Raw genomic sequence first — 21,981 nt, 5'->3', positions numbered from 1 at the left:
CGCTGCCTTGCAGGGTTGGACTTGCATCAAAGGCGCATCGCGTCAAAAATCCTTCGTCGTCGTCTACGTCTTCGAAAGATCGACCAGTTTCGCAGTGCCGACGGACGCCTCGGGCGTCTGCGCCGTCACTACCGGAACGCCCAGCACACGGGCACGGATTGCCGACCATGCCGTGCTCGAGGCCCCCCCACCGCCAGCGGTGATAATGCGCTCCGGCTCCGGTCCTCCGAGACCTGCAATGATCTGATAGGCGCGCTTTTCGATCCGGGCGATGCTTTCCAGCAGGCCATGCAGGAACGCTACGTCGTCGGACGGCCTTGGCGACATCCGTGGTGAAAGAGATGGGTCGTTGACGGGAAACCGCTCGCCGGGTCGCAACAGCGGGTAGTAGTCAAGCGGGCTTTCCACCGATGGGTCGATCCGGGCCGAAAGGCTGACCAGTTCGGCGTCGTCAAACAGGCTGCGCAGGACGCCGCCGCCGGTATTGGACGCCCCGCCGACCAGCCAGCAATTGCCGATCCGATGCGAATAAAGCCCAAGCTCAGGCGCGTCGATGCGTCGGTCCGAACAGATCTTGATCGCCAAAGTGGTGCCGAGTGAGGTCACCGCAGCCCCTGCAACGGGTGTTGCGGCAGCCAGGAATGCCGCGATGCTGTCCGTCGTTCCTGCATGGACAAGCGCGGTTCTGGACAGACCGAAGCGCGCAGCCACATCGGGCGCCACGCGGTCCAGCGGCGTGCCGGGTGTGGCCGCCTGCGGGAGGATTTTGGCCTGCAACGGCAGCGCGTCCATCCAGTCGGGCCAGAGACCTGTGCCCGGATCAAGCCCGGTTTTCAGCGCGTTGTTGTGATCCGTGTAGCCGCCCCGACCCATTAGACGTGCCGCGATGAAATCGGCCTGATGCAGAAGATGGGCGGCGCGGCCTTCGGTGTCCTCGGCAGCCAGCCGCAAGGCGCGCGCCAGTGCCGATCCCGGGCCGCGCGCCACATGGGGGTCGGGTGCGACGGACGCGATCATCTCGGCCTCGGTCGTCAGGCCGCCGTCGTGATACATCAGCGCCCGCGTGACCGGCACCAGTGCCGCATCAGTCAGGACAAGACTGCCCGAGGTGCCGTCGACGGCAAGTCCCGAAATGTCCTCGGGGTCTCTGCCTGCCTCGCGCAGAGCCTGCATCTGCGCGTCCATGCAGGTGGTGACCGCGCGCCACCAGAGTTCCGGGTTGCGGTGGTCATCGGGGTTCGCGCCATAGCTGCTGCGTGCCACGGCCAGAATGGTGCCCTGCGCGTCCAGCACAGCGGTCCGGACGCCGGATGTGCCAAGGTCGATCCCGAGGGCGAGGGGCAGGTTCATGATCGGGCTGCCAGCGCCTGGCGGTATTTCTCGGCGTCCCAGTCCAGCAGCTCTGCCTCTGCGTCGGGCCCGATGGCCTGGGGTGTCCATGTCTCGGGCAGCCGCATCAGCAGGTCCGACAGGCAGCGCAGCATGGCGCGTTGCGACGCTGTGGCCCCCTCGCGCAGGGCGATGCCCGTGCCCGCGATCAGCACTGCCGGCGGGGTGCCGTCATGGTCCGCCGCCGGAAGCGCGGGGCCAAGAAAGACGACGTGGTCAGGGTAGTAGGACCCGGCCAGCGCCAGCCGCGCGGCCCGCGCATCCCGCGCGATCCAGCTTTCCGCGGCCCATGTGAAACCGGCAGGCGGGGGCGTGTCCGGCATGGCGGAAGCGATGCCTTGACAGGGCAGGGCCAGCCGGGCCTCTACCTCTTCCATCAGGGCAGCGGTTTCCGCCACATCCCGGCCACAAACGATCAGCCCGTGGTTCTCCAGCACGAACACCTGCGTCTCGTCGGTCGCACGGGCAAGGATATTGCGGGTCAGCGGCAGGCCGGGCTTGGCATAGGGCACCCTCGCTGCGGGCAGCCCGGCCAGCTTTTCGTCGGCCACCTGCCGGCCTTCGGGGCTGACCGCATGGGCAAGCGTCGCGATCGAGTGGGTATGCGCGATCACGCGCCAGGGCAGGGCGGCATGGAACGTCGTCTCGATCGAGGGGCGCAGCCCTTTCGTCTTGTCGATCACGGTGTCCTTGCAACTGCCGTCACCGGCACCACTGGCCTCGGCACGGGCCGCCTTCAGGTCCACCGCGACGAAGATGTCGCGGGCCTCGGCCTCGGCAAGCTCGGTCCCCGAGGCCTTGATCCACAGCGTGCCACCATCCTTGAACGAGGTATTCCCGCCCGGGCCCTGCACGCGCAGGGGGTCACGCCCGAGTGCGGCTGACAGCTTGCGAAAGGCGGGAAACTCATCGGGGTGGGTCATCGCGTCCTCCGAGTGTCGCGAGGGTGAAATCGGGAAGGGGCGCGTTGTCGGTTGTCGCAAGCTGCGCCAGGGCCTCTTGCATCGGAACATCCCCGGCGAATGCGGCGGCATGCAGCCCGCCGCGCACGAAGGCGGTCGACCAGCCCGCAGCACAAGCCCCGGCGATGTCGTGTTCCAGGCTGTCCCCGACCATCAAGAGCCGCTCGGACGTGATGCCAAGACTGGCTTCAAGCGCGCGAAAGATGGGGGCATGGGGTTTGCCGTAGAAGATGACCGTCGCGCCCGCCGCCGCCGCCGCATGGGCCAGCGCGCCGGGCGAGATGACGGTGACACCGCCCGCCCGGGGCGAGGCCCGGTCGGGATTGGTGCACAGGATCGGCAGATCCCGCGCGATGATTTCCCCAAGCAGGAGATCGAAGCCCGCTGCCACTGCGCCGTCGGGCAAACCCATCAGCAGAACGGCGTCGGCGTCGTCGAGGCCGGGCAGGATAGAGAAATCGAGACCCTCGGCCCAAGCGGTGGCATCCCCGGGCGCGCGTTCCAGCGCGTAGGCGCGTCTTGCGGTCACCCGACCGGCGGCGATGTCCTGCCACAGCGCTTCGCCCGAGGTCATCACGTGATCGAAGTGTGCGGGGTCGAACCCCAGATCGGCGATCCGCCCCAGATTGGAAGCGGCGCGCTTTCCGGAATTCGACAGGACGGCCAGCTGCTTGCCCCGTGATTTCAACCGCGCCAGCGCGTCGACCGCGCCGGGATAGGGGGCGCTGCCATCATGCAGCACGCCCCATTGATCCAAGACGATGACGTCGAACCGGTCAGCGATGTCACCAAGGTTGTCGATCTCGACCACCATTCAGTATTCGGCCATATCCATGGGGTCTTTCAGCCCTGCAATATAGACCTCTGCCTCTTCCCGCGTCATCGCGGGGGCGGCGTTGTGGACGCTGCCCGCAGGCATGTCCCCGAAGTAGAACTTGTAGCCCGGGATGACCTGGCGGCGCTTGCGGATCGGCATGCCTTCATAGGGGAACACATCGGACCGCGCGTTCGCCGCTTCGTCATGACAGGGCAGGACATAGTCGGCGCGCTTGTCGATCTCTTCGACGGATTTCCAACCCTCGTAGGAATTCACGAACCTCGCAGGCACCCAGAAACGCCAGGCTTCCGAAGGATTGGGCTCGAGGTTGCGTTCCAGGAAGATCGCATCGCCGGCCACGCAGATGTCGCCTGCCGAAGTCGCAACCGAAACCGCCATATGGCCGACAGAATGGCCGGGCGTATGGAACATCGTGATGCCGGGCAGGACCTCGCATTCGTCCTCTACAGCCTCGAAGACACATCCCGCATAGGCCTGTTCGACACCGATATTCGCCTCGTAGGTGCGGTAATAGAGCGGCAACGGGTTGTAGGCCATTTCGATCTCGGCCTTGGGCGCGATGTAGCGGGCGTTCTTGAACCGTTTCATGTTCTGCACGTGGTCCCAGTGCAGATGGGTAAAGACGATCGCGTCGATCTCGTCAGGGTGCACGCCCAGCTTCTGTTCCAGATGTTCATGCACCTGCAGGCAGCCGCGCTTTTCGCACTTGTGGTGATACTTGCTTGCGCGTTCTTCATCGGGCAGGCCGGTATCGATCAGGATCTTGTGCTCGCCCGTATCGACATAGTGGCAATAGACCGGGTTCCAGTACTTCTTGCCGGCGGGGCCCTTCCAGAAGATGTAGGTGCCCAGATCGGCCTCTAGCCAGCCGGTGTTGATCGGATAGATTCTGGTGTCCTGAACGCCCATGCGCATCGCCTCTCTTTGACTCGTTGTGCATACAGAAATAATAGATTGCATGCAAACTCAAGCCAAAATCGCGATCAAGGTGTCAGTTTGCGGCCAGGGTCTGCATGAAGCTGGTGGTCATATGGGCGCGCATGCCGTCCGAAGCCTCGTTCGAATCCTCCGAGAAGATCGAGGCGATCAAGGCCTCGTGGCTCTTGGCAGAGGCGATGAGGTCTGACTTCGAGGCGAACTTCTTGGCCCGGAACGGGCCGGTGCGGCGGCGGAATTCCGAGGCGAGTTCTTCCATATAGGGGTTGCCGGTGGCGCGGTAGATAGCGGCGTGAAGCGCCTCGTTCGCGCGCAGGTAGGCAAGGCGGTCGCCGGCTTTGGCGGCTTCGATGCAGGCGGACTGTGCCGATTCGATCTCCATGCGCGACAAAAGCGTCAGGCGTTGCGCCGCGATCCGGGCACATGCGGCCTCTATTTCGTGCATTGTTTCAAAGATTTGGGCAAGCTCAGCCCGGGTGTATTGCGCCACCCGGACGCCACGCTTTTCGCCGGGCGCAAGGATTCCCTGCGCGACCAGACGCGACAGTGCCTCGCGCACCGGCGTGCGCGAGACGCCGAAACGCTCGGTCAGTTTCACCTCGTCCAGGCGTTCGCCCGGCTCAAGCGCTCCTGCGGCGATGTCGTCCATCAGGGCGGCCTCGATCAGACGTGCGGCGCCTCCGCGTGTCGGTTTGCCTACTTCATCCTGTGCCATTGACTTGGGCCTTTTCTTTTCATCCTTGTGGCAGGCTACAAGAAAACGCCCGCCTTGCAAGAATGGATATTTACAATAAAGTTTGTATACATAAAGCTACTTCGGCGAGGAGAGGGAGATTCGATGCCAGAGGTTCGGCTCGAGAGACTGGTAAAGCGCTACGGTGCCGTGGAGGTTCTCCATGGTATCGACCTGACGATGGCGGAGAATGAATTCACCGTCCTGGTCGGGCCTTCGGGGTGTGGCAAGTCGACGACGCTGCGGATGCTTGCTGGGCTGGAAAGCGTGTCCGAGGGCGAGATCTACATGGGCGACCGGGCTGTGTCCGGCCTTGACCCCAAGGATCGCGACATTGCGATGGTGTTCCAGGATTACGCGCTCTACCCGCACATGAATGTGGCGCGGAACATGTCGTTTTCCCTGCGCCTGCAAAAGACGCCGCAGGCAGAGATCGACAGGCGCGTGAAGGAAACGGCCGAGATGCTGGGTCTTGCGCAGTTTCTCGATCGCAAGCCGGGCGAGTTGTCGGGCGGGCAGCGTCAGCGTGTCGCCATGGGCCGCGCGCTTTGCAAGGATGCGGGCACTTTCCTCTTTGACGAGCCGCTGTCCAACCTCGACGCGAAACTGCGCGGGCAGATGCGGGCGGAACTGGCCGTGATGCGTCAGTCAGTGAAGAAGAACATGATCTACGTGACCCACGACCAGATCGAGGCGATGACCCTCGCGGATCGCATCGTTGTCATGCATGGCGGGCATATCCAGCAGCAGGGCACGCCGACCGAGCTGTTCAAGCGACCGGTCAACAAGTTTGTGGCGGGCTTTCTGGGCTCTCCGCCGATGAATTTTCTCGACGCGACGCTGGCCGACGAAGGCGGCGTGCTCATGGCGAAGGGGCCGGCCTTTTCCGTCGCATTGCCCGTGGACCTTGCGCAGCGGGCGCGGGCCAAAGCGCAGCAAAAGGTGATCCTCGGGGTCCGTCCGTCCGATCTGGAATTCCAGCCCGACGCGGCCGCCGAGCGCAGCCTCGATCTGAACGTGATCGTGTCCGAATATGTCGGCGCGCAATCGGTTCTGATCTGCGATTGCGGCGGCGACAAGGTCACCGTGGAACTGAAATCAGAAACGCCCATAGCCCTGGGTGAGACGCTGCGTTTTGCGATGCGTCCCGAGGGGCTTCACCTTTTCGACCCCAAGACGGAGGCGGCGCTCTAGGCGTCTTCGATCAGCAACCAGGGAGGACATCGGATGCTGAAGTCACTAACCGCAACGACCGTGCTGGCGGGGGCCTTGTGCGCCTCGTCTGTGCTGGCAAATCCCTATGAACCCTATGAGGGCACGACACTTGTCGTGAATTTCCCCGCCCATCCGCACTACAATGCGGTGATGCAGGTGCTGCCCGAATTCACGGCGCAAACTGGCATCGAGGTCGAGGTGGACATGCTGCCGTATCTCGACATGCGCGAACGGCAGACGCTGGAACTCGCGCTGGACGAGGGCGCCTATGACCTTATCGCATATGTCGTGTTTTCCAAGGCGGACTACGTTTATGCCGATCAGATCCTGAACCTCGCGCCGTTCTTCATGAACCCGCGCCTTGCGGATCCGAACTACGACGCGGAAGACCTGATCGACGGCTACGTCCAGAACATCGGTGTTGCCGGCGGCGAGCGGGGCTATCTGCCGGGGCCGACTGGATCGCTCTTCGGTTTGCCCTTCGGGTCCGAGACCAGCGTTCTTTACTACCGCACCGACATTTTCGAAAAGCACGGGCTCGACGTGCCGGAAACCTATAACGAGCTTCTGACACTGGCCTGCCAGATACCCGAGCTTGAGCCCGGGATGGGCGGCGTCGCCAGTCGTGCGGCCTCGGGCCACCAGGCGGCACATGCGTTTCTTCTGCATCTGGCACCGCTTGGCGGCAGGGTCTTCGGCGAGGGATGGGAGCCCACGATCAATTCGCCCGAAGGTGTCGCCGCAGCGGAAGCACTGCGCAGGATCGTGGAATGTGGGCCAGCAGGGTCCAGCGCATTCGGTCCCGCCGAAGCCGCCAATGCCTTTGCGCAGGGTCAAGCCGCGATGTTCCTCGATTCGATCGCCTTTGCGGCCGATTTTCAGGACCCGTCCCGGTCCACCGTGGTCGGTAATGTCGGCTACGCCATGCACCCGATGGGCGTTCAGCGCGCAAGCCAGACCGGCGGTTTCGGCCTCGCGATCCCCCGCAACGCCGAGCACCCCGAGGCAGCCTTCCTGCTGATGCAGTGGCTGACCAGCCGCGAGGGTGATCTTGCTGTCGCGATGGCCGGCGGGAACCCGTCGCGCTTCTCGACCTACGCTGATCCCGGTCTGAACGCGCTCTATCCATGGTCGGCGACCTTCGGTGAAGCCCTGCAATACGCCGATCCGGACTGGCGTCCGATCATCCCGGCGTGGGGCCGCATCAATGCCGATATCGGCACCACGATGAGCCAGGTCCTGACCGAAGGTCTCGACATCCAGGCGGCGCTTGACGGGATCGCCGAACGCACCCGCGCGCTGATGGAAGCCGAAGGCTACTACATCTGGCAGTAAGCTGCCGCTACAGGCCCGCCCCGTGATCGGGCGGGCCCCTCCCGGCCCTCCGGCGTTCACCGCCGGGGGCCCTCAAACGCAAGACAGGCACGTGCCATGGCCACCCGCAACACCGCCAACCGGTTGACACCCTACCTGTTCATCGCACCGGCGGCGCTGGTGATGATCCTCGCCCTGTTCTATCCCATCGGCTACATGATCTGGGGCAGCTTCCGCGACTGGGATCCCAGCCAGAACCTCTCGGAGACGGAATTCGTCGGGCTGGCGAACTACGCGCGGCTTCTGGCCGACCCGGCGTTTCATGCAAGCTTCTGGGTCACGCTGATCTTCGCCTTCACCGTCGTCTCGGCTGAGATGGTCATTGGCGTCGGTCTGGCCCTGCTGCTGGATCGCAAGATCCGCGGCATGTCGGTCCTGCGCACGCTTTTCATTCTGCCGATGATGATCGCGCCGGTCGTGGTGGGCCTTGTCTGGCGCTACATGTTCCATGCCACCTACGGCACCTTCAACCGCTTCCTCGAGGCCATCGGGCTGCCACCCGTCGACTGGCTCGGACAGAACCCGCTGCTGTCGGTCATCATCGCCGATATCTGGCAATGGACGCCCTTCATTTTCATCCTGTCGCTGGCCGCGCTGCAATCTTTGCCGCGCTCGGCGCTGGAAGCCGCACGGATCGACGGCGCCAATGCCTGGCAGCAGGTGTGGTTCATCAAGCTGCCCCTGATGATGCCGGTTCTTGTGGTCACGCTTCTGTTGCGCCTGATCGACGCGTTCAAGGTGCTCGAGGTCATCCTGGTCATGACCGGGGGCGGTCCGGGCCTGTCGACGGAAATCCTTGCGCTGCGCATCGCACGCACGGCGCGGGAATTCCGCGAACTGGGCGAGGCCGCGGCAATGTCGAATTACCTGCTGATGCTGCTGATGCTGCTGACGCTCGGCATGTTCGCCTTCACCCGCTGGCAGGAAGCGCGATCGCGCCGGTTGAAATTCCGGGCCGAAGAGGAGAGCTGAGCCATGGCGACCAAGACACACGACCGCCAGCACCCGGCCTTTTACGCTTTGATCGTTCTGCTGATCTTCATGTCCGTCGGGCCTGTCGTCTTGCTGTTCGTCAATTCGCTGAAGCTGGATGTGGACATTACCAGCGGCGTGGGCGGGCTGATCTTCATGCCGACGATCCGCAACTACGAGACCGCGCTCTGCGATATCCTGTGGTACGAACCCGCGCATCTGCGGTTTTGCCAGATCCGCTTTGGCGGGGCCTTCATCAATTCGCTGATCATCGCGCTGGTTTCCACGGCACTGACGCTGATCTTCGGATGCATGGCGGCCTATGCGCTGGCGCGGTTCAGGTTTCTCGGCCGGGACAGCCTTTCGCTTTCGACGCTGGCCGTCCGCATGATCCCGCCCGCGGTCCTGCTGGTCCCGGTCTTCGGGCTGTGGAACAGCGCCTTCTGCCTCGACAACGACTACGGGCTCGGCATGTGGATCCGCGAGACATTCGGGGGCCGGGGGAATGTTTGCCTTGCAGGCACCCATTCCGGTATCATCCTGATCTATGTCGCCATGAACCTGCCCTTCGTCATCTGGATCCTGCAAAGCTTCATCGTGCAGGTTCCCCCCTCGCTGGAAGAAGCTGCTCGGGTCGACGGGGCCGGTCCGTTTCAGGTCTTCTTTCTCGTGGTTCTGCCGCTGATCAAGCCGGGGCTTGCGGCTGCGTCGATCTTCACTTTCCGCATCGCCTGGAACGAATACCTGCTGGCCTCGGCGCTGGCTGACCGGGATACGATGACTGTTCCGATCCTGATCGTGAACAACGCCAGCGAGTTCGATGGTCTGGGCACGATCTTCGCCACAGGCATGCTGCTGGCGATCCCGCCGATCCTCTTCACGCTTTTCGCCTCACGCCAGATCATCACCGGCATGACCGCAGGCGCAGTGAAGGGCTAGGGGGGTGTCGCGGGTCCTGTTGATCGGCACGATCGAGACCAAACGCGCAGAACTCGCGGCGCTGGCGGCTGCGCTCACCGGTCACGGGCTGCGGGTCTGCCCGATCGACATCTCGCTTGGTGCGGGCGGCGCTGTCCTTCAGTCCGAGGTCAAACTTTCCAGGATGCAGGAGAAAGGACAGCAAGCGGCCACCGAGGCCGCAGCGCAGGCGGATGGATGCCTTGCCGCGGTGGCCCTTGGCGGCGGGACGGGGGGCGAGCTGGCCGTGTCGGTGCTACAGGCGCTGCCGCCTGATGTGCCCAAGGTTCTTGTGACGACCCTGGCCTTCGATCCCCGTCTCGCTGTCGCCGATTGTGGCATCGTCCTTGTTCCGACCACCTGCGACATCGAAGGTGTCAACACCATGCTGCTGGGCGTCTTCGAGGCCACGGCGGCGATGGTGGCCGGTCTGGCGCAGGCCCGTCCGGTGATGCCATCGGGGCGTCGGGCAATCGCCGTCTCGACGCTCGGCGCGACGGGTGCCGCAGGAAGCGCCGTCATTTCCGCGCTGTCGGACCGCGGTGCCGAGGCGACGGTCTTTCACGCCAATGGATGTGGCGGGGCCGCTTTCGCCCGTTTTCTGCGCGAGGGCAGGGCGGATGGCATCATCGACCTGAACGTGCACGAATTGGGGCGGATGCGGATTGCCGGTCTTTGCGCGCCGATGCCGGACCGCTTCACCGCCGGGGGACACCTGCCGCGCATCGTGTTGCCGGGTGCGCTGAATTTCCTTGGGCTCGGCGCGCCCGAGACGCTCGGCGCCGATCACCGCGCAAGGCCGCACTATCGCCACACCGGCAATTTCACCCATGTCGCCCTGACCGAGGACGAGATGGCCGATCAGGCCGCGGCCCTTTCCGACGCACTCAACACCGCCAGCGGACCAACCCATGTGCTGATCCCGATGGGTGGCTTCAGCCACGAAGACCGCCCCGGCGGTGCGATCGAGAACCCGCGCCTGCGCGCGCTGGCCGCCGAGGTGCTGGAGACCTCGGCCCGCGCCTATGGCGTCACGCGTCTGCCCTATCATATCAATGCCCCCGAGACCGCAGATGCCGCGGTCGAGGCTCTTTTCCACAGGATGCCCAAATGACCGATCTCAGCCGCTTCCCCGACCTGACCCAGAAGATGGACGCCCTGATTGCCACGGCCCGCCGCTGTTTCGATCTGCGGCTGCAGACCAATGCGGGCGGCAACCTGTCGGTCCGGCTGGGAACGGCGGATGCCATCGTCATCAAGCCATCAGGTGTGGGTTTCGCTGAATGCACCCGTGAAAATCTGCAGATCGTGCTGCTGGACGGGACCATCCTGCCCTCAGAGCACAAGCCATCCAAGGATCTGGATTTCCACCTCGATCTCTACCGCATCCGGCCCGACATCAACGCCGTCGTTCATTGCCACAGCCCCTGGGCCACGGGCTTTGCCAGTGCCGGTCTGGAAATTCCCTGCCTGACGGTCCAGACCATCGAAAAGATCGGGCGGATGCCGCTGATCCCTCTGTCGCTGAACGGCGGCCCGCAGACCGAGGCCGAGATCAGCCCCGTCTTCCGCGACCCGCAGATCCGTGCGGCGGTGCTTGCCAATCACGGAACCATCGGCGTGGGCAAGACCTTGATGGCGGCGCAATATCTGGCCGAGATCATCGAAGAGACGGCCCATATCGCTTATGTCCGCGACACGCTCATGGCCGCCCATGGCCGCGTGACAGCCGACCTGCCGCGCCATGGAACCGCCGCCGACGCGCGGGCCGCAGGGTAAAGGCAGGCCCCCGCGCCGCAGTGAACATCTCTGCCGCTGGCTGTGTTCCCGCGTGATCACCTCCGCCTTCCCGCGCCAATCCCCCGAACGTGCCTCAGGTCATGCAAGCCGCAGGCGATCAACGCCCGGCGTCGGCGTGACGTGACCAGAGCAGAGGTCTAGGGCGTCCATCGGCCAAGTGACCAGCAGGATCGCACAGCCTTGGATCTCGTCGGCTGTCAGCCTTGCCGTCAAGCCAGATAGGGTCGTCACCAGCAACCGCTGCGACGGTTTCGAGACGTCGACGCAGACCGCGACCGGTGACGTCTCGGGCAGGCCACGGGCGCGGAGTGCGGCGCAGATCCGCTTGGCCTGACGGACGCCCATGTAGATGGCGGTGGTCGTGCCGGGCCCTGCCAGGCGCGTGCAGTCGGGCAGCGGATCCTCGGCCCGGCCGGTGCCGGTCGCCAGCACCAGCGTGTCCGAAACGCCCCGTTCCGTCAGGCTGCGTCCCAAGGCCGCCCCCGCCGCCGAGGCTGCGGTTACGCCCGGCACGATTTCGACAGGCAGGCCGGCTGCGCGCGCGGCGTCGATCTCTTCGCCGGCGCGTCCGAAGATCCCCGGATCGCCGGATTTGAGCCGCACCACCCGGCGGCCTTTCTTTGCCTCTGCCACGATCACCGCGTTGATCCGCGCTTGCGGCCATGCGTGCGCGCCCACATGCTTGCCCACGAAGACCCGCTCGGCATCGCGCCGCGCCAGTTCCAGCACGTCCGCCTCGACCAGCCGGTCGTAGTAGATTACATCGGCCTCTTGCAGGCGCTCGACGGCGCGAAGCGTCAGCAGGTCGCGCGCCCCGGGTCCTGCGCCGACCAGCGCGACCGAACCGCCCGGGGCGACCTTGGGCGCGCCGCCCGCGGCAAGCGCGTCCTTGATGGCCTGTGCCGCCTCGCGCTCTGCGCCTCGGGTCCACATCCGGCGCGGGTCGCCCTTGAAAACCCAGGCCCAGAAGGCACGGCGCGCCGCCCTTGGCACGCCTGCCGCCACACCGGCGCGCAGCCGCCCGGCAAGTGCCGCCAATCCGCCCAGGTTGGCGGGCAGCAGCGCCTCGATGCGGGTCTTGATCTCGCGGCCCAGCACCGGGGCCGTGCCTTCTGTTCCGATCGCCACCACCACCGGATCGCGGTCGACGATCGAGGGCGTCGTGATATCGCAAAGGTCGGGCCGGTCCACCACGTTCACCGGACAGCGCGCGGCTTGTGCCAGCGCGTGCAAGCTGGCATCCCAGCCCGGGCATCCCGTCGCGACGAAGGCCATCGCCGCCCCCTCGAACAGGGGCGCGGTCACGGGCCCGGCATGGTGCTCGACCCGCCCCGAGACAACCAGCGCCGCCAGTTCGTCGTCGAGCCTCGAAGCCGCAAGGATGATCCGGGCATCGGTCTTGAGGATCAGTCGCGTCTTCTGTGCAGCCTGTTCGCCTCCGCCCGCGATGACAACGCGCCGCCCCGTGGTGCGAATGAACATGGGAAAGCTTTTCATGCCGCGGCCTCCTGCCTGGTGTGGCGCCGCGCCCAAAGCTGGCGCGCGGTTTCCTGTGGCGCCGCCACGCCGAGCGTATCAAGCGCCAGCGCCGCCGTGCCGATGACGATGTCTTCGGCGAAAGGGTCGCCTGTCGTGCCGTCCCAAAGACCCGCAAGGTGCGTGCCCGCATCCGGACCTTCGGACAGGCGCACCGCGCTTTCCTGCGCCGGGGGAAAGCCGTGCGCGAACCTCGCGCCCTCGCGCAGGCCGAAGCCTGCGACTGCCTTGCCGGGGTGGCGTTCGAATTCGCCGCCGCCACCCTTGATCACGGTCAATGCCCGCCAGCCGAGCAGCGCCCCCGCATCCGCCTGCAGCAGACGATAAGAGGGGTGAAACACGCCCTGCACGCTTGCCGTCGCCCGCGCGGGGTTCAGCATCCGGCAGACCGTGTTGATGCAGGATCGCAGGCCAAGCACGGACCGCAGCGACAAGAGCGCGAAAAGGGCGGGGTGAAGTGTCTCGAGCGGCAGGTAGACGATGCCGTGACGCGCAAGGGCTGCCTCGGCGTCGCTTGGCCGGGACAGCGCGATGCCCGCACCCTCAAGATGCGCCCGCACCGCGTCATCCGTCCCGTTCCAGCCATGCAGCACAACCGGGAAGCCCGCCTGCGCCACCAGCCGCGCCGACAGCAGGAACCAGGGCAGCCCCCGCGTTCGCCCCGCGGCATAGCTTGGCCAATCGAGCGCCGCATCGGGCAGGGCAGGGCATGCGGCCTGTGCCGCGCAGGCAAGGCCCGCGATCTCTTCTGCCGTCTCTCCCTTCATCCGCAAGAGCATCAGCAGCGCGCCCACCGCCTCTGGCGCGGCCTTGCCCGAAAGCATGTCCGCCATCGCCTCGGCCGCCTCTTCGCGCGTGAGAGATCGCGACCGGCCGGGGCCGCGCCCAAGCGTGGCGACATGGGGCGCAAGGCTCATTCCGCAGCCTCCTTTTGGGTTGCGCGCGACAGCAGGGCCGCGATCTCGGGTCGGCAAGAGCCGCAGTTGGTTCCGGCCTCAAGCGCAGCACCCACGGCCTCGACGCTGATCAGGTTCCGGGCCTCTATTGCCGTGACGATGGTGTTGATCCCCACGCCGAAGCAGGCGCAGAGCACCGGTCCCGGGTCCGGCCTGTCGGCAGTGGGGCGTCCGATCAGCACGCCGGGTTCGCGCGTGCCGGGCAGGCTGGCAAGGTGGTCGCGCATCACCGCCACAGGCTCTGGCGAAACGAAGAGCGCCGCCAGAAGTCGGCCGTTTTCCTCCAGCGCGATCCGGGCGCTACCCCGCGCTGCGTCGAGGATCGACGTGGCGTTGGCGGTCGTCAGGCCGAAGAGACGGCGCGCCTCGGCTTCCCAGTCCTTGGGCACATTGTCTCCGGCAAGTTCGGCGCGGCAGCCGCTGCGCGTCGTTGCAAGGGCCCAATAGGTGCAATCGGGCCGCATCGGGCGCGCCGAAACCGCAAAGCCGTACCAGGCCGCCGCCATCCGGCGCACCGCGACAACTGCGGCCTTGCTTTCGGGCTGCCCCGAAACCGGGTCCGTCACTGCTGCGACCAGCGCGTCGATCCGGCCCGAGGGTGCGGTCTCGCCCGTCCAGTGCATCGGCGCGAATAGCTGCCCGGGCTGCACCGCGTCCGTCACCTGCACCCGCAGGATGGCGCGGCCATGGGCGCTTTCCACCTCGGCCAGGTCCGCCGCCTTCAGACCCAGCCGCGCCGCATCGGCGGGGTGGATGTCGAGGAACGGCTCGGCCAGGTGCGCCGAGAGCTTCGCACTCAGCCCGGTGCGCGTCATCGTGTGCCACTGGTCCCGCACCCGCCCCGTGTTCAGCCGGAACGGGTAGGCGGGCGAGGGTGCCGCCGCAGGCGCGCGCGCGGTCACGGGCAGAAGGCGCGCCTTGCCGTCGACATGAAAGAATGCACCATCGCCGAAGAACCGGCCGCCCTCGCGCCGCGACGTCACCGGCCAGCGCGTCGGTGGCAGGGCGTCGTAGCCTGCATCGTCGAGCCCACCGAGCCCGGAGATGTCGAAATCCCGCCCTAGGCGCCCCGCGATCCCCGACAGCGCCGCGTATTCGCGGAAGATTTCGGCCGGGCCTGCGTAGTCGAACGCCGCTGTCCAGCCCATGCGCCGCCCCACCTCGGCCAGCATCGCCCAGTCGGGCCGGGCCGACCCCGGCGCCGGCAAGACCGCCCGCTGGCGACTGATGGTGCGGTCTGAATTCGTGACGGTCCCATCCTTCTCGGCCCAGGCCGCCGCGGGCAAGAGCACATGAGCCAGCCGCGCGGTGTCGGTGGCCCCCGTCACGTCGCTGACCACGACGAAATCGCAGCCCGCGATGGCGGCGCGCACCGCATCGGCCTCGGGCATCGAGACGGCGGGGTTGGTGTGAATGATCCAGAGCGCCTTGATGCGCCCGTCGCCCACGGCGCGGAACATGTCGACCGCTTTCAGGCCCTGCGCCTCGGGCATCGCGGGCGCGTCCCAGAAGCCGCGCACGGCGGCGCGGTGCTCGGCGTTTTCGAGGTCGAGGTGACAGGCCAGCATGTTCGCCAGCCCCCCCACCTCGCGGCCGCCCATCGCGTTGGGCTGCCCGGTGACCGAGAAGGGGCCCATCCCGGGCTTGCCGATCCGCCCCGTCGCCAAGTGGCAATTGAGGATCGCGTTCACCTTGTCGGTGCCGCTGGTCGACTGGTTGACCCCTTGGGAAAAGATCGTCACCACCCGCTCGGTCCTGATCCAGAGGCGGCAGAAGGCGGCGATCTCGGCCTCGCTCAGCCCGGTGTCGCCGGTATCGCCCATGGCCGCCGCCAGCGCGGTCTCGAACCCTTGCGTCTTGCCGAGAAACCCGCGGTCGACCGCACCCGCCTTGTGGATCGCCCGCATAAGCCGGTTGAACAGCGCCACATCGCCCCCCGGCGCGATGGCCAGGTGCATCTCGGCGCCGTCGCAAGAGGCCGTGCGCCGCGGATCGATCACCACCACCTTCATGCCGCGCGCCGCCTTCGCCGCCATCACCCGCTGATGCAGCACCGGATGGCACCATGCGAGGTTGGATCCGACCAGCACCACAAGATCCGCCTCGTCGAGGTCCTCGTAGGTGCCCGGCACCGTGTCCGTGCCGAAGGCCCGCCTGTGCCCCGCGACGCTCGAGGCCATGCAAAGCCGCGAGTTCGTGTCGATATTGGCCGAGCCGATGAACCCCTTCATCAGCTTGTTGGCGACGTAGTAATCTTCGGTCAGCAACTGGCCTGATACGTAAAAGGCCACACTGTCCGGCCCGTGGTCCGCGATACTTGCCCGGAACCGGTCGGCCACCAGCTGCAAGGCCGCGTCCCAGCCGGTCTCGACCCCGTTCACCCGCGGCACATGCAGGCGGTGACCCAGGCCGACCGTCTCGGCCAGCGCCGCACCCTTGGAGCAGAGCCGCCCAAAGTTCGCCGGATGCGCCGGGTCCCCCCGCACAATCAGGCCATCCGCCCCGTCCGAGCGCAGCAGCACGCCGCAGCCAACCCCGCAATAAGGGCAGGTCGAGCGGACTTCGGGCAGGGTGCTGCCATCCATCAGGCAGCACTCCTCTGGCCAAGTGCGGTGCCGTCGATCAGGATACGCCCCGCCTCGACCCTGACCGGGTAGGTCATGATGCGCGCATCCTCGCCAACCGCCGCCCCGGTTTCCAGATCGAAGACCCAGTTGTGCAAGGGACAGGTGACACGCGTGCCATGGACGATCCCTTCGGCCAGGGGCCCGCCCTTGTGGGGGCAGGCGTTCGATGCGGCGAAAACCTCGGCCTCGGCGGTGCGGAATACCGCGACGCAACCGGCCCGCGTCTTGACTAGCCGGGCGCCGCGCAGGGGGACATCGTCCAGTGCTCCGATATCGATCCAGCTCATTCCGCCGCCTCCAATGTCAGGTCCGCAAGGGGGGCGTAGCTTTCTGCCCGCGTTGCGGCATGCTCGGCCCAGGGATCCTTGCGATAGATGCTCTGGCTCAAGGCGAAGGCCGCGACCAGCCGCGCGCGTTCCTCAAGGTCATCGACCACCCGGGCCTTGACCCAATCGAGCCCCACTTTCGCCACCCATTTGTAGGGCCGGTCGAGGTATTTCGCGTTCTCGCGGTAAAGCTGGATGAAGGCCACGGTCAGTGCGATCGCCTCGTCCTCGCTTGGCACATCGGCAAGGCGCTCGGTTTCCTTGACGTCCATGCCCGCGGCCCCCGCGACGCCCACCTGATAGCCGCTGTCGACACAGACGATGCCCACGTCCTTGCATGTCGCTTCGGCGCAGTTCCGCGGGCAGCCCGAGACCGCCAGTTTCACCTTGTGCGGCGTCCATGACCCCCAGAGCACCTGTTCCAGCTTGATCCCCAGACCGGTGGAATCCTGCGTCCCGAAGCGGCAGTGATCGGTGCCCACGCAGGTCTTCACCGTGCGCAGCCCCTTGGAATAGGCATGCCCCGAGACAAGTCCCGCCCGGTTCAGGTCGGCCCAGATCGCGGGCAGGTCCTCGCCTTTCACGCCCAAGAGGTCGATCCGCTGCCCGCCCGTCACCTTGACCGTCGGCACCTTGTATTTGTCGGCGGCATCCGCGATGGCGCGCAGCTCGTCGGGGGTGGTGATCCCGCCCCACATGCGGGGCACGACGCTGAAGGTTCCGTCCTTCTGAATGTTGGCGTGCTTGCGCTCGTTGATGAAGCGGCTTTGCGGGTCGTCTTGATACGCCAGCGGCCAATCGGCCAGCAGGTAGAAGTTGATCGCCGGCCGGCATACGTGGCAGCCGTTTCGGGTCTTCCAGCCCAGCTCTTGCCAGACGGCCTCTTGCGATTTCAGCGGCATGGTCTTGATCAGCCGCCGCACGTCCTCGTGGGTGTGATCGGTGCAGCCGCAGATGGGCTGCGCCGTCGGCATCCGGAAGGCTTCGCCCAGCGTGACCTGAAGGATCTGTTCGACCAGCCCCGTGCAGGTCCCGCAAGAGGCGCTGGCCTTGGTCGTGGCCCGCACCGCGCCCAGATCGCCCGCGCCGCCCTCGATGGCCTGCACGATGGTGCCTTTGCAAACGCCGTTGCAGCCGCAAATTTCCGCCTCAGGCGGCAAGGCTGCAACGGCCGACAAAGGGTCCGCGGCGGTTCCCCCCTGGTAGGCGGGACCGAAGATCAGTGTCTCACGCATCTCTTCGATGTCGGTCTCGTCCTTGATCAGGCCGAAGAACCAGTTGCCGTCGGCGGTGTCGCCATACATGACCGCGCCGACCAGCCGGTCGCCCTCGATCACCAGGCGCTTGTAGATACCGCGTGCGGGGTCGCGGTAGACGATATCCTCGCGCCCCGGCCCGTCCTTGAAGTCACCCGCGCTGAACAGATCGCACCCGGTGACCTTGAGCTTGGTCGCCACGTCCTTGACGACGAAGGCGTTGGGACGCCCGAGCAAGGCGTCGGCGACCACCTTGGCCTGGTCGTAAAGCGGTGCGACCAGCCCGAAGAGATGCCCGTCGAATTCCACGCATTCGCCGACGGCATAGACGTCGGGGTCGCTCAGGGATTGCATCTGCGCGTTTACCTCGATCCCGCGCGCGACCTCCAGTCCGGCGGATGTCGCCAGCCGGGTTTCCGGCCGGATGCCGACCGCCATGACGACAAGATCGGCCTCAAGCCCGGTGTTGTCTTCCAGCAAGACGCCTTCGACCCGGTCGCGGCCCAGAATGGCCGCCGTACTCGCCTGGGTCATGATGGTGATGCCGCGCGCCTCCAGATCCTTGCGCAGAAGGTATCCTGCCGCCTGGTCCAGCTGACGCTCCATCAGGTGGCCCGTCAGGTGCAGGACGGTCACGTCCATCCCCCGCTCGGCCAGGCCCGCCGCCGCTTCCAGCCCCAGCAATCCGCCGCCGATCACGACCGCCTTGCCCACCTTGGCGGCGGCCTCGATCATCGCCTCGGTGTCATCCAGATCGCGATAGGTGATGACGCCCGGAAGGTCGCGCCCCTCGACCGGGATGATGAACGGCGCCGAGCCGGTGGCGATCAGCAGCTTGTCATAGCGCACGGCGCCCTTCTGGCCCACGACCCGTTTCGCGCCCCGGTCGATTTGCAGGACATGTTCGCCAAAGCGGCAGGTGATGCCGCGCGCGGCGTACCAGGCATCGTCGTGGGTGACGATGTCCGCGTAGGTCTTTTCGCCCGATAGGACCGGGGACAACATGATGCGGTTGTAGTTGCCGCGCGGTTCCGCGTTGAACAGCGTGATGTCATAGGCCTCGGGCGCGGTCTCTGTCAGGTGCTCCAGCACCCGGCCGCTGGCCATGCCCGCACCGATCACGACAAGTTTCTGCTTGCTCATGGCTTTCACTCCGCAGCCACGGCCTTGGGCGCTTCGGACGCCCCGGCCTTCGGTTTCTGTGTCGCGCCCAAGGCGTGCCCTGACTGGTTGCCGTGCGCGTATTCCTCAAGGAAATCGAGCACTTCCTGGCGGTAGTTGTAGTAGTCCGGATGCTCCAGCAGCGCCTTGCGCGTGCGCGGGCGAGGCAGGTCGACCTCGGTGATCTTGCCGATCGTGGCGCGCGGCCCGTTCGTCATCATCACCACCCGGTCGGCCAGCAGGATCGCCTCGTCCACGTCGTGGGTGACGCAGATCGCCGTGACCTTGGTCCGGCTCCAGACCTCCATCAGCACTTCCTGCAACTCCCAGCGCGTCAGGCTGTCGAGCATCCCAAAGGGTTCGTCCAGCAACAGCAGCTTGGGCGACAGCGCAAAGGCCCGCGCGATGCCCACCCGCTGCTTCATGCCGTTCGACAGGTCGGCGGCCGCCTTGTCCATCGCGTCGGCCAGACCGACACGTTCGAGGTAGTAGTCCACCACGTCCTGGCGCTCGGCCCGCGAGGCTTGGGGATAGACCCTGTCCACCCCGATCGCGCAGTTCTCGCGCGCGGTCAGCCACGGGAACAGCGAGGGCGACTGGAACACGACGGCGCGTTCGGGATCGGCGCCCGCAACTTCCATCCCGTCAAGCTTGATGGCACCCTTCGAGATCTGGTTCAGCCCCGCCACCATGGTCAGCGCGGTGGACTTGCCGCAGCCCGAATGACCGATCAGCGATATGAACTCGCCCTTCTTCAGCTTCAGGTCGAAATCCTCGACCACGGTCAGCGGGCCCTTCGGCGTGGGGTAGATCTTGTGGACCTTGGAAAACTCGAGGTAGCGCGCGTCGAGCGCCGACTGCGCCGCGTTGGCAACCGCTGCGGGCACCCCGTGGATCGGCGTCACCTCGGGCAGGACCCGCGTTTCTTCGACCTTGGCCTCGATGCCGACGTCCATCAGGTAGGTGGTCACCTGTGCCCGCAGGCGCTTGAAGGTCTGGTCATGGTTCATCGCCGACCGGTCGCGGGGGCGGGGGAGCGAGACCGCGATCGGATCGGCGAGCGTCCCGTCGGGGTTCAGCGGAATGATCCGGTCGGCCAGCAGGATCGCCTCGTCCACGTCATTGGTGATCAGGACGCAGGTCTTCTTGTCGGCCTGCCAGATCCGCTCGATCTCTTCGGCAAGGTTGCCACGCGTCAGCGCATCGAGCGCCGACAAAGGCTCGTCCAGAAGCAGCATCTCGGGGTCCATCGCCAGCGCGCGCGCCACGTTCACCCGCTGGCGCATGCCGCCGGACAACTCTGCCGGACGACGGCCCGTGGCGTGGCTTAGGCCCACCATGGCGACGTAATGCGCAACCTTCGCGGCCCGGTCGGCCTTGGAAAGCCGGGGGAACATCGTGTCCACGGCGAGGCCGACATTGCCGGTCACCGTCAGCCACGGCATCAGCGAATAGTTCTGGAAGATCACGCCGCGCTCGGGGCCGGGCTCGGTCACCGGCTGACCCTTGAACAGGACCTCGCCTTTCGTCGGCATCTCCAGCCCCGCCATCAGGTTGATCAGCGTCGTCTTGCCCGTCCCCGAAAAGCCGAGGAGCACGAGGAACTCGCCCTCTTCGACGGCAAGGTCGATGTCCTTCAGGACCGGCGTCTGGCCGTAGGACTTGGATACGGACTTCAGTTCGAGAAATGCCATGACCCTGACCTCAGCGGTTGTTGGTGAAGGTGAAGAGCGACTGGATCGTGAACATCAGCCGGTCGAGAAGGAAGCCGATGATACCGATCGTGAAGACCGCCACCATGATCCGGCCGAGACTGTCTGCGCTGCCGTTCTGGAACTCGTCCCAGACGAATTTCCCGAGGCCCGGGTTCTGCGCCAGCATCTCGGCGGCGATCAGCACCATCCAGCCCACCCCAAGGGACAGTCGCAGGCCGGTGAAGATCAGCGGCAGGGCCGAGGGCAGGACAAGCTTCTGGATCTTGGTCCAGGTGCCCATCTTCAGCACCTTCGAGACGTTGACCAGGTCCTTGTCGATGCTGGCCACACCCAGCGCGGTATTGATCAGCGTGGGCCAAAGCGAACAGAGCGTCACCGTGATCGCGGAGACGAGGAAGCTTTTCTCGAACCAGCCGTCATCGGTGACATAGACCGCAGAGACCACGATCGAGACGATCGGAAGCCAGGCCAGCGGGCTGACCGGTTTGAAGATCTGGATCAGCGGGTTCAGCGCGGCATTGGCGGTGGCAGAAAGCCCCGCGGCGATTCCAAGCGGCACCGCGACCAAGGTGGCCAGAAGGAAGCCGAAGAAGACTGTGCGGATCGAGGTCCAGATCTGTTGGTAGAAGGTCGGCGCGCCGGTGAACGCGCGGTAACGCGGTTCTTCGCCTGCGGCGATGCGCTCGGCGTTGCGTTCGGCCTCGCGGGCGTAGAAATCGGCGGCCCGTGACCGGGTGCGGGCCGCATCTTCATTCAGGCCCACGGCCTGCTCCCAGACCTGCACGGGGCCGGGGATGGCGCCCAGCGATGTCTGCACCTGCGGCGCCAGCGCAGCCCAGAGCGCAAGAAAGCCCACGATCGCCAGCACTGGCACCCCAAGCAGACGCCAGACTTCGACCAGTTGGGCCTTGGGGTTGTCGCCTGCGCCGATGCGCAACAGGGGGGTGATCCAGGCAAGGCCCAGCACCCGGAACCAGGTGTCGGCCCTGGTGATCGCGGCAAAGCGGCGCTCGCGGCGCGCCTCGCGGTCGGTGTCGAAATTCGGATCGATGGCGGTCATCTCCGGCATCCCTTTCTGCGTCGCTGCATCGGCAGCATTTCGGTGGGCAGGCGGACAGGCGTATGTACGGGCTGTGTACGGGCTGTGTACGCGCTGTGCCGTGCCTGATTTTTGGCAGGTGCTGCCGGCGCGCCATTCGCGCCCGCAGCATGTCTTGTGGGGGATCAG

The 21,981-nt window shown here is 66.0% G+C and carries 18 protein-coding genes; 6 read left to right on the top strand and 12 right to left on the bottom strand.

The window, feature by feature from the left end; translation table 11 throughout:
- Nucleotides 1-63: 63 nt before the first annotated feature.
- From V7N12_RS03540 to V7N12_RS03520, 5 genes are all read right to left on the bottom strand, one after another.
- Nucleotides 64-1,350 (bottom strand): FGGY-family carbohydrate kinase, encoded by a 1,287-nt coding sequence (locus V7N12_RS03540; RefSeq protein ID WP_333712742.1) that lies wholly within the window; start codon nt 1,348-1,350, stop codon nt 64-66.
- Nucleotides 1,347-2,312 carry a class II aldolase/adducin family protein gene (locus V7N12_RS03535; protein ID WP_333712741.1) on the bottom strand — a complete coding sequence of 322 codons (966 nt, stop codon included), beginning with the start codon at nt 2,310-2,312 and terminating at the stop codon, nt 1,347-1,349. Before V7N12_RS03535 ends, V7N12_RS03540 begins: the two co-directional genes overlap by 4 nt.
- On the bottom strand, nt 2,296-3,165 hold the full coding sequence (locus V7N12_RS03530; RefSeq protein WP_333712739.1) for a TIGR01459 family HAD-type hydrolase: 870 nt from the start codon (nt 3,163-3,165) through the stop codon (nt 2,296-2,298). The genes V7N12_RS03535 and V7N12_RS03530 overlap by 17 nt, the downstream gene beginning before the upstream one ends.
- Entirely contained in the window at nt 3,166-4,098 is a 933-nt protein-coding gene (locus V7N12_RS03525; RefSeq protein WP_333712738.1) for an N-acyl homoserine lactonase family protein, read from the bottom strand.
- Between the two features lie 82 nt (nt 4,099-4,180).
- Nucleotides 4,181-4,840, bottom strand: coding sequence for a GntR family transcriptional regulator (locus V7N12_RS03520; RefSeq protein WP_333712737.1), 660 nt, complete (start codon nt 4,838-4,840; stop codon nt 4,181-4,183).
- Nucleotides 4,841-4,963: 123 nt separating this feature from the next.
- On the opposite strand from V7N12_RS03520, the gene V7N12_RS03515 reads away from it, so the two are divergent.
- The 6 genes from V7N12_RS03515 to V7N12_RS03490 all read left to right on the top strand — a co-directional run bounded on the left by V7N12_RS03515 (nt 4,964) and on the right by V7N12_RS03490 (nt 11,155).
- Entirely contained in the window at nt 4,964-6,052 is a 1,089-nt protein-coding gene (locus V7N12_RS03515) for an ABC transporter ATP-binding protein (protein WP_333712736.1), read from the top strand.
- Between the two features lie 33 nt (nt 6,053-6,085).
- On the top strand, nt 6,086-7,408 hold the full coding sequence (locus V7N12_RS03510; RefSeq protein WP_333712735.1) for an ABC transporter substrate-binding protein: 1,323 nt from the start codon (nt 6,086-6,088) through the stop codon (nt 7,406-7,408).
- A gap of 96 nt (nt 7,409-7,504) precedes the next feature.
- A complete protein-coding gene (locus V7N12_RS03505; RefSeq protein WP_333712734.1) occupies nt 7,505-8,419 on the top strand; it encodes a carbohydrate ABC transporter permease in 915 nt (304 codons plus the stop codon).
- Nucleotides 8,420-8,422: 3 nt separating this feature from the next.
- A complete protein-coding gene (locus tag V7N12_RS03500) occupies nt 8,423-9,358 on the top strand; it encodes a carbohydrate ABC transporter permease (RefSeq protein WP_333712733.1) in 936 nt (311 codons plus the stop codon).
- Between the two features lie 4 nt (nt 9,359-9,362).
- Nucleotides 9,363-10,490, top strand: a complete 1,128-nt coding sequence (locus V7N12_RS03495) for a Tm-1-like ATP-binding domain-containing protein (protein ID WP_333712731.1) — start codon at nt 9,363-9,365, stop codon at nt 10,488-10,490.
- Nucleotides 10,487-11,155: a class II aldolase/adducin family protein gene (locus V7N12_RS03490; protein ID WP_333712729.1), complete on the top strand. Its 669-nt coding sequence runs from the start codon at nt 10,487-10,489 to the stop codon at nt 11,153-11,155. The genes V7N12_RS03495 and V7N12_RS03490 overlap by 4 nt, the downstream gene beginning before the upstream one ends.
- A gap of 99 nt (nt 11,156-11,254) precedes the next feature.
- Here the strand turns inward: V7N12_RS03490 and cysG are convergent, their stop codons facing one another.
- From cysG to V7N12_RS03455, 7 genes are read right to left on the bottom strand one after another with little or no spacing between them, the layout of a single operon-like run.
- On the bottom strand, nt 11,255-12,673 hold the full coding sequence (gene cysG / locus V7N12_RS03485; RefSeq protein WP_333712727.1) for a siroheme synthase CysG: 1,419 nt from the start codon (nt 12,671-12,673) through the stop codon (nt 11,255-11,257).
- A complete protein-coding gene (locus tag V7N12_RS03480; RefSeq protein ID WP_333712725.1) occupies nt 12,670-13,629 on the bottom strand; it encodes a glycosyl transferase family protein in 960 nt (319 codons plus the stop codon). Before V7N12_RS03480 ends, cysG begins: the two co-directional genes overlap by 4 nt.
- Nucleotides 13,626-16,253 (bottom strand): molybdopterin-dependent oxidoreductase, encoded by a 2,628-nt coding sequence (locus V7N12_RS03475; protein ID WP_333712724.1) that lies wholly within the window; start codon nt 16,251-16,253, stop codon nt 13,626-13,628. The genes V7N12_RS03480 and V7N12_RS03475 overlap by 4 nt, the downstream gene beginning before the upstream one ends.
- Complete coding sequence (gene nirD, locus V7N12_RS03470) at nt 16,253-16,582, bottom strand: nitrite reductase small subunit NirD (RefSeq protein WP_333712723.1); 330 nt, start codon at nt 16,580-16,582, stop codon at nt 16,253-16,255. Before nirD ends, V7N12_RS03475 begins: the two co-directional genes overlap by 1 nt.
- Complete coding sequence (gene nirB / locus V7N12_RS03465) at nt 16,579-19,020, bottom strand: nitrite reductase large subunit NirB (RefSeq protein ID WP_333712721.1); 2,442 nt, start codon at nt 19,018-19,020, stop codon at nt 16,579-16,581. The genes nirD and nirB overlap by 4 nt, the downstream gene beginning before the upstream one ends.
- Nucleotides 19,021-19,025: 5 nt before the next feature.
- Nucleotides 19,026-20,732 carry an ABC transporter ATP-binding protein gene (locus V7N12_RS03460; RefSeq protein ID WP_333712719.1) on the bottom strand — a complete coding sequence of 569 codons (1,707 nt, stop codon included), beginning with the start codon at nt 20,730-20,732 and terminating at the stop codon, nt 19,026-19,028.
- Nucleotides 20,733-20,742: 10 nt separating this feature from the next.
- Entirely contained in the window at nt 20,743-21,813 is a 1,071-nt protein-coding gene (locus V7N12_RS03455) for an ABC transporter permease (RefSeq protein WP_333712717.1), read from the bottom strand.
- Nucleotides 21,814-21,981: the final 168 nt, after the last annotated feature.

This window comes from Yoonia sp. (assembly GCF_036770585.1).
Lineage (GTDB): Bacteria > Pseudomonadota > Alphaproteobacteria > Rhodobacterales > Rhodobacteraceae > Yoonia.
Note: the sequence above shows the minus strand (reverse complement) of the source record. Positions and strands in the feature narration are given on the sequence as shown.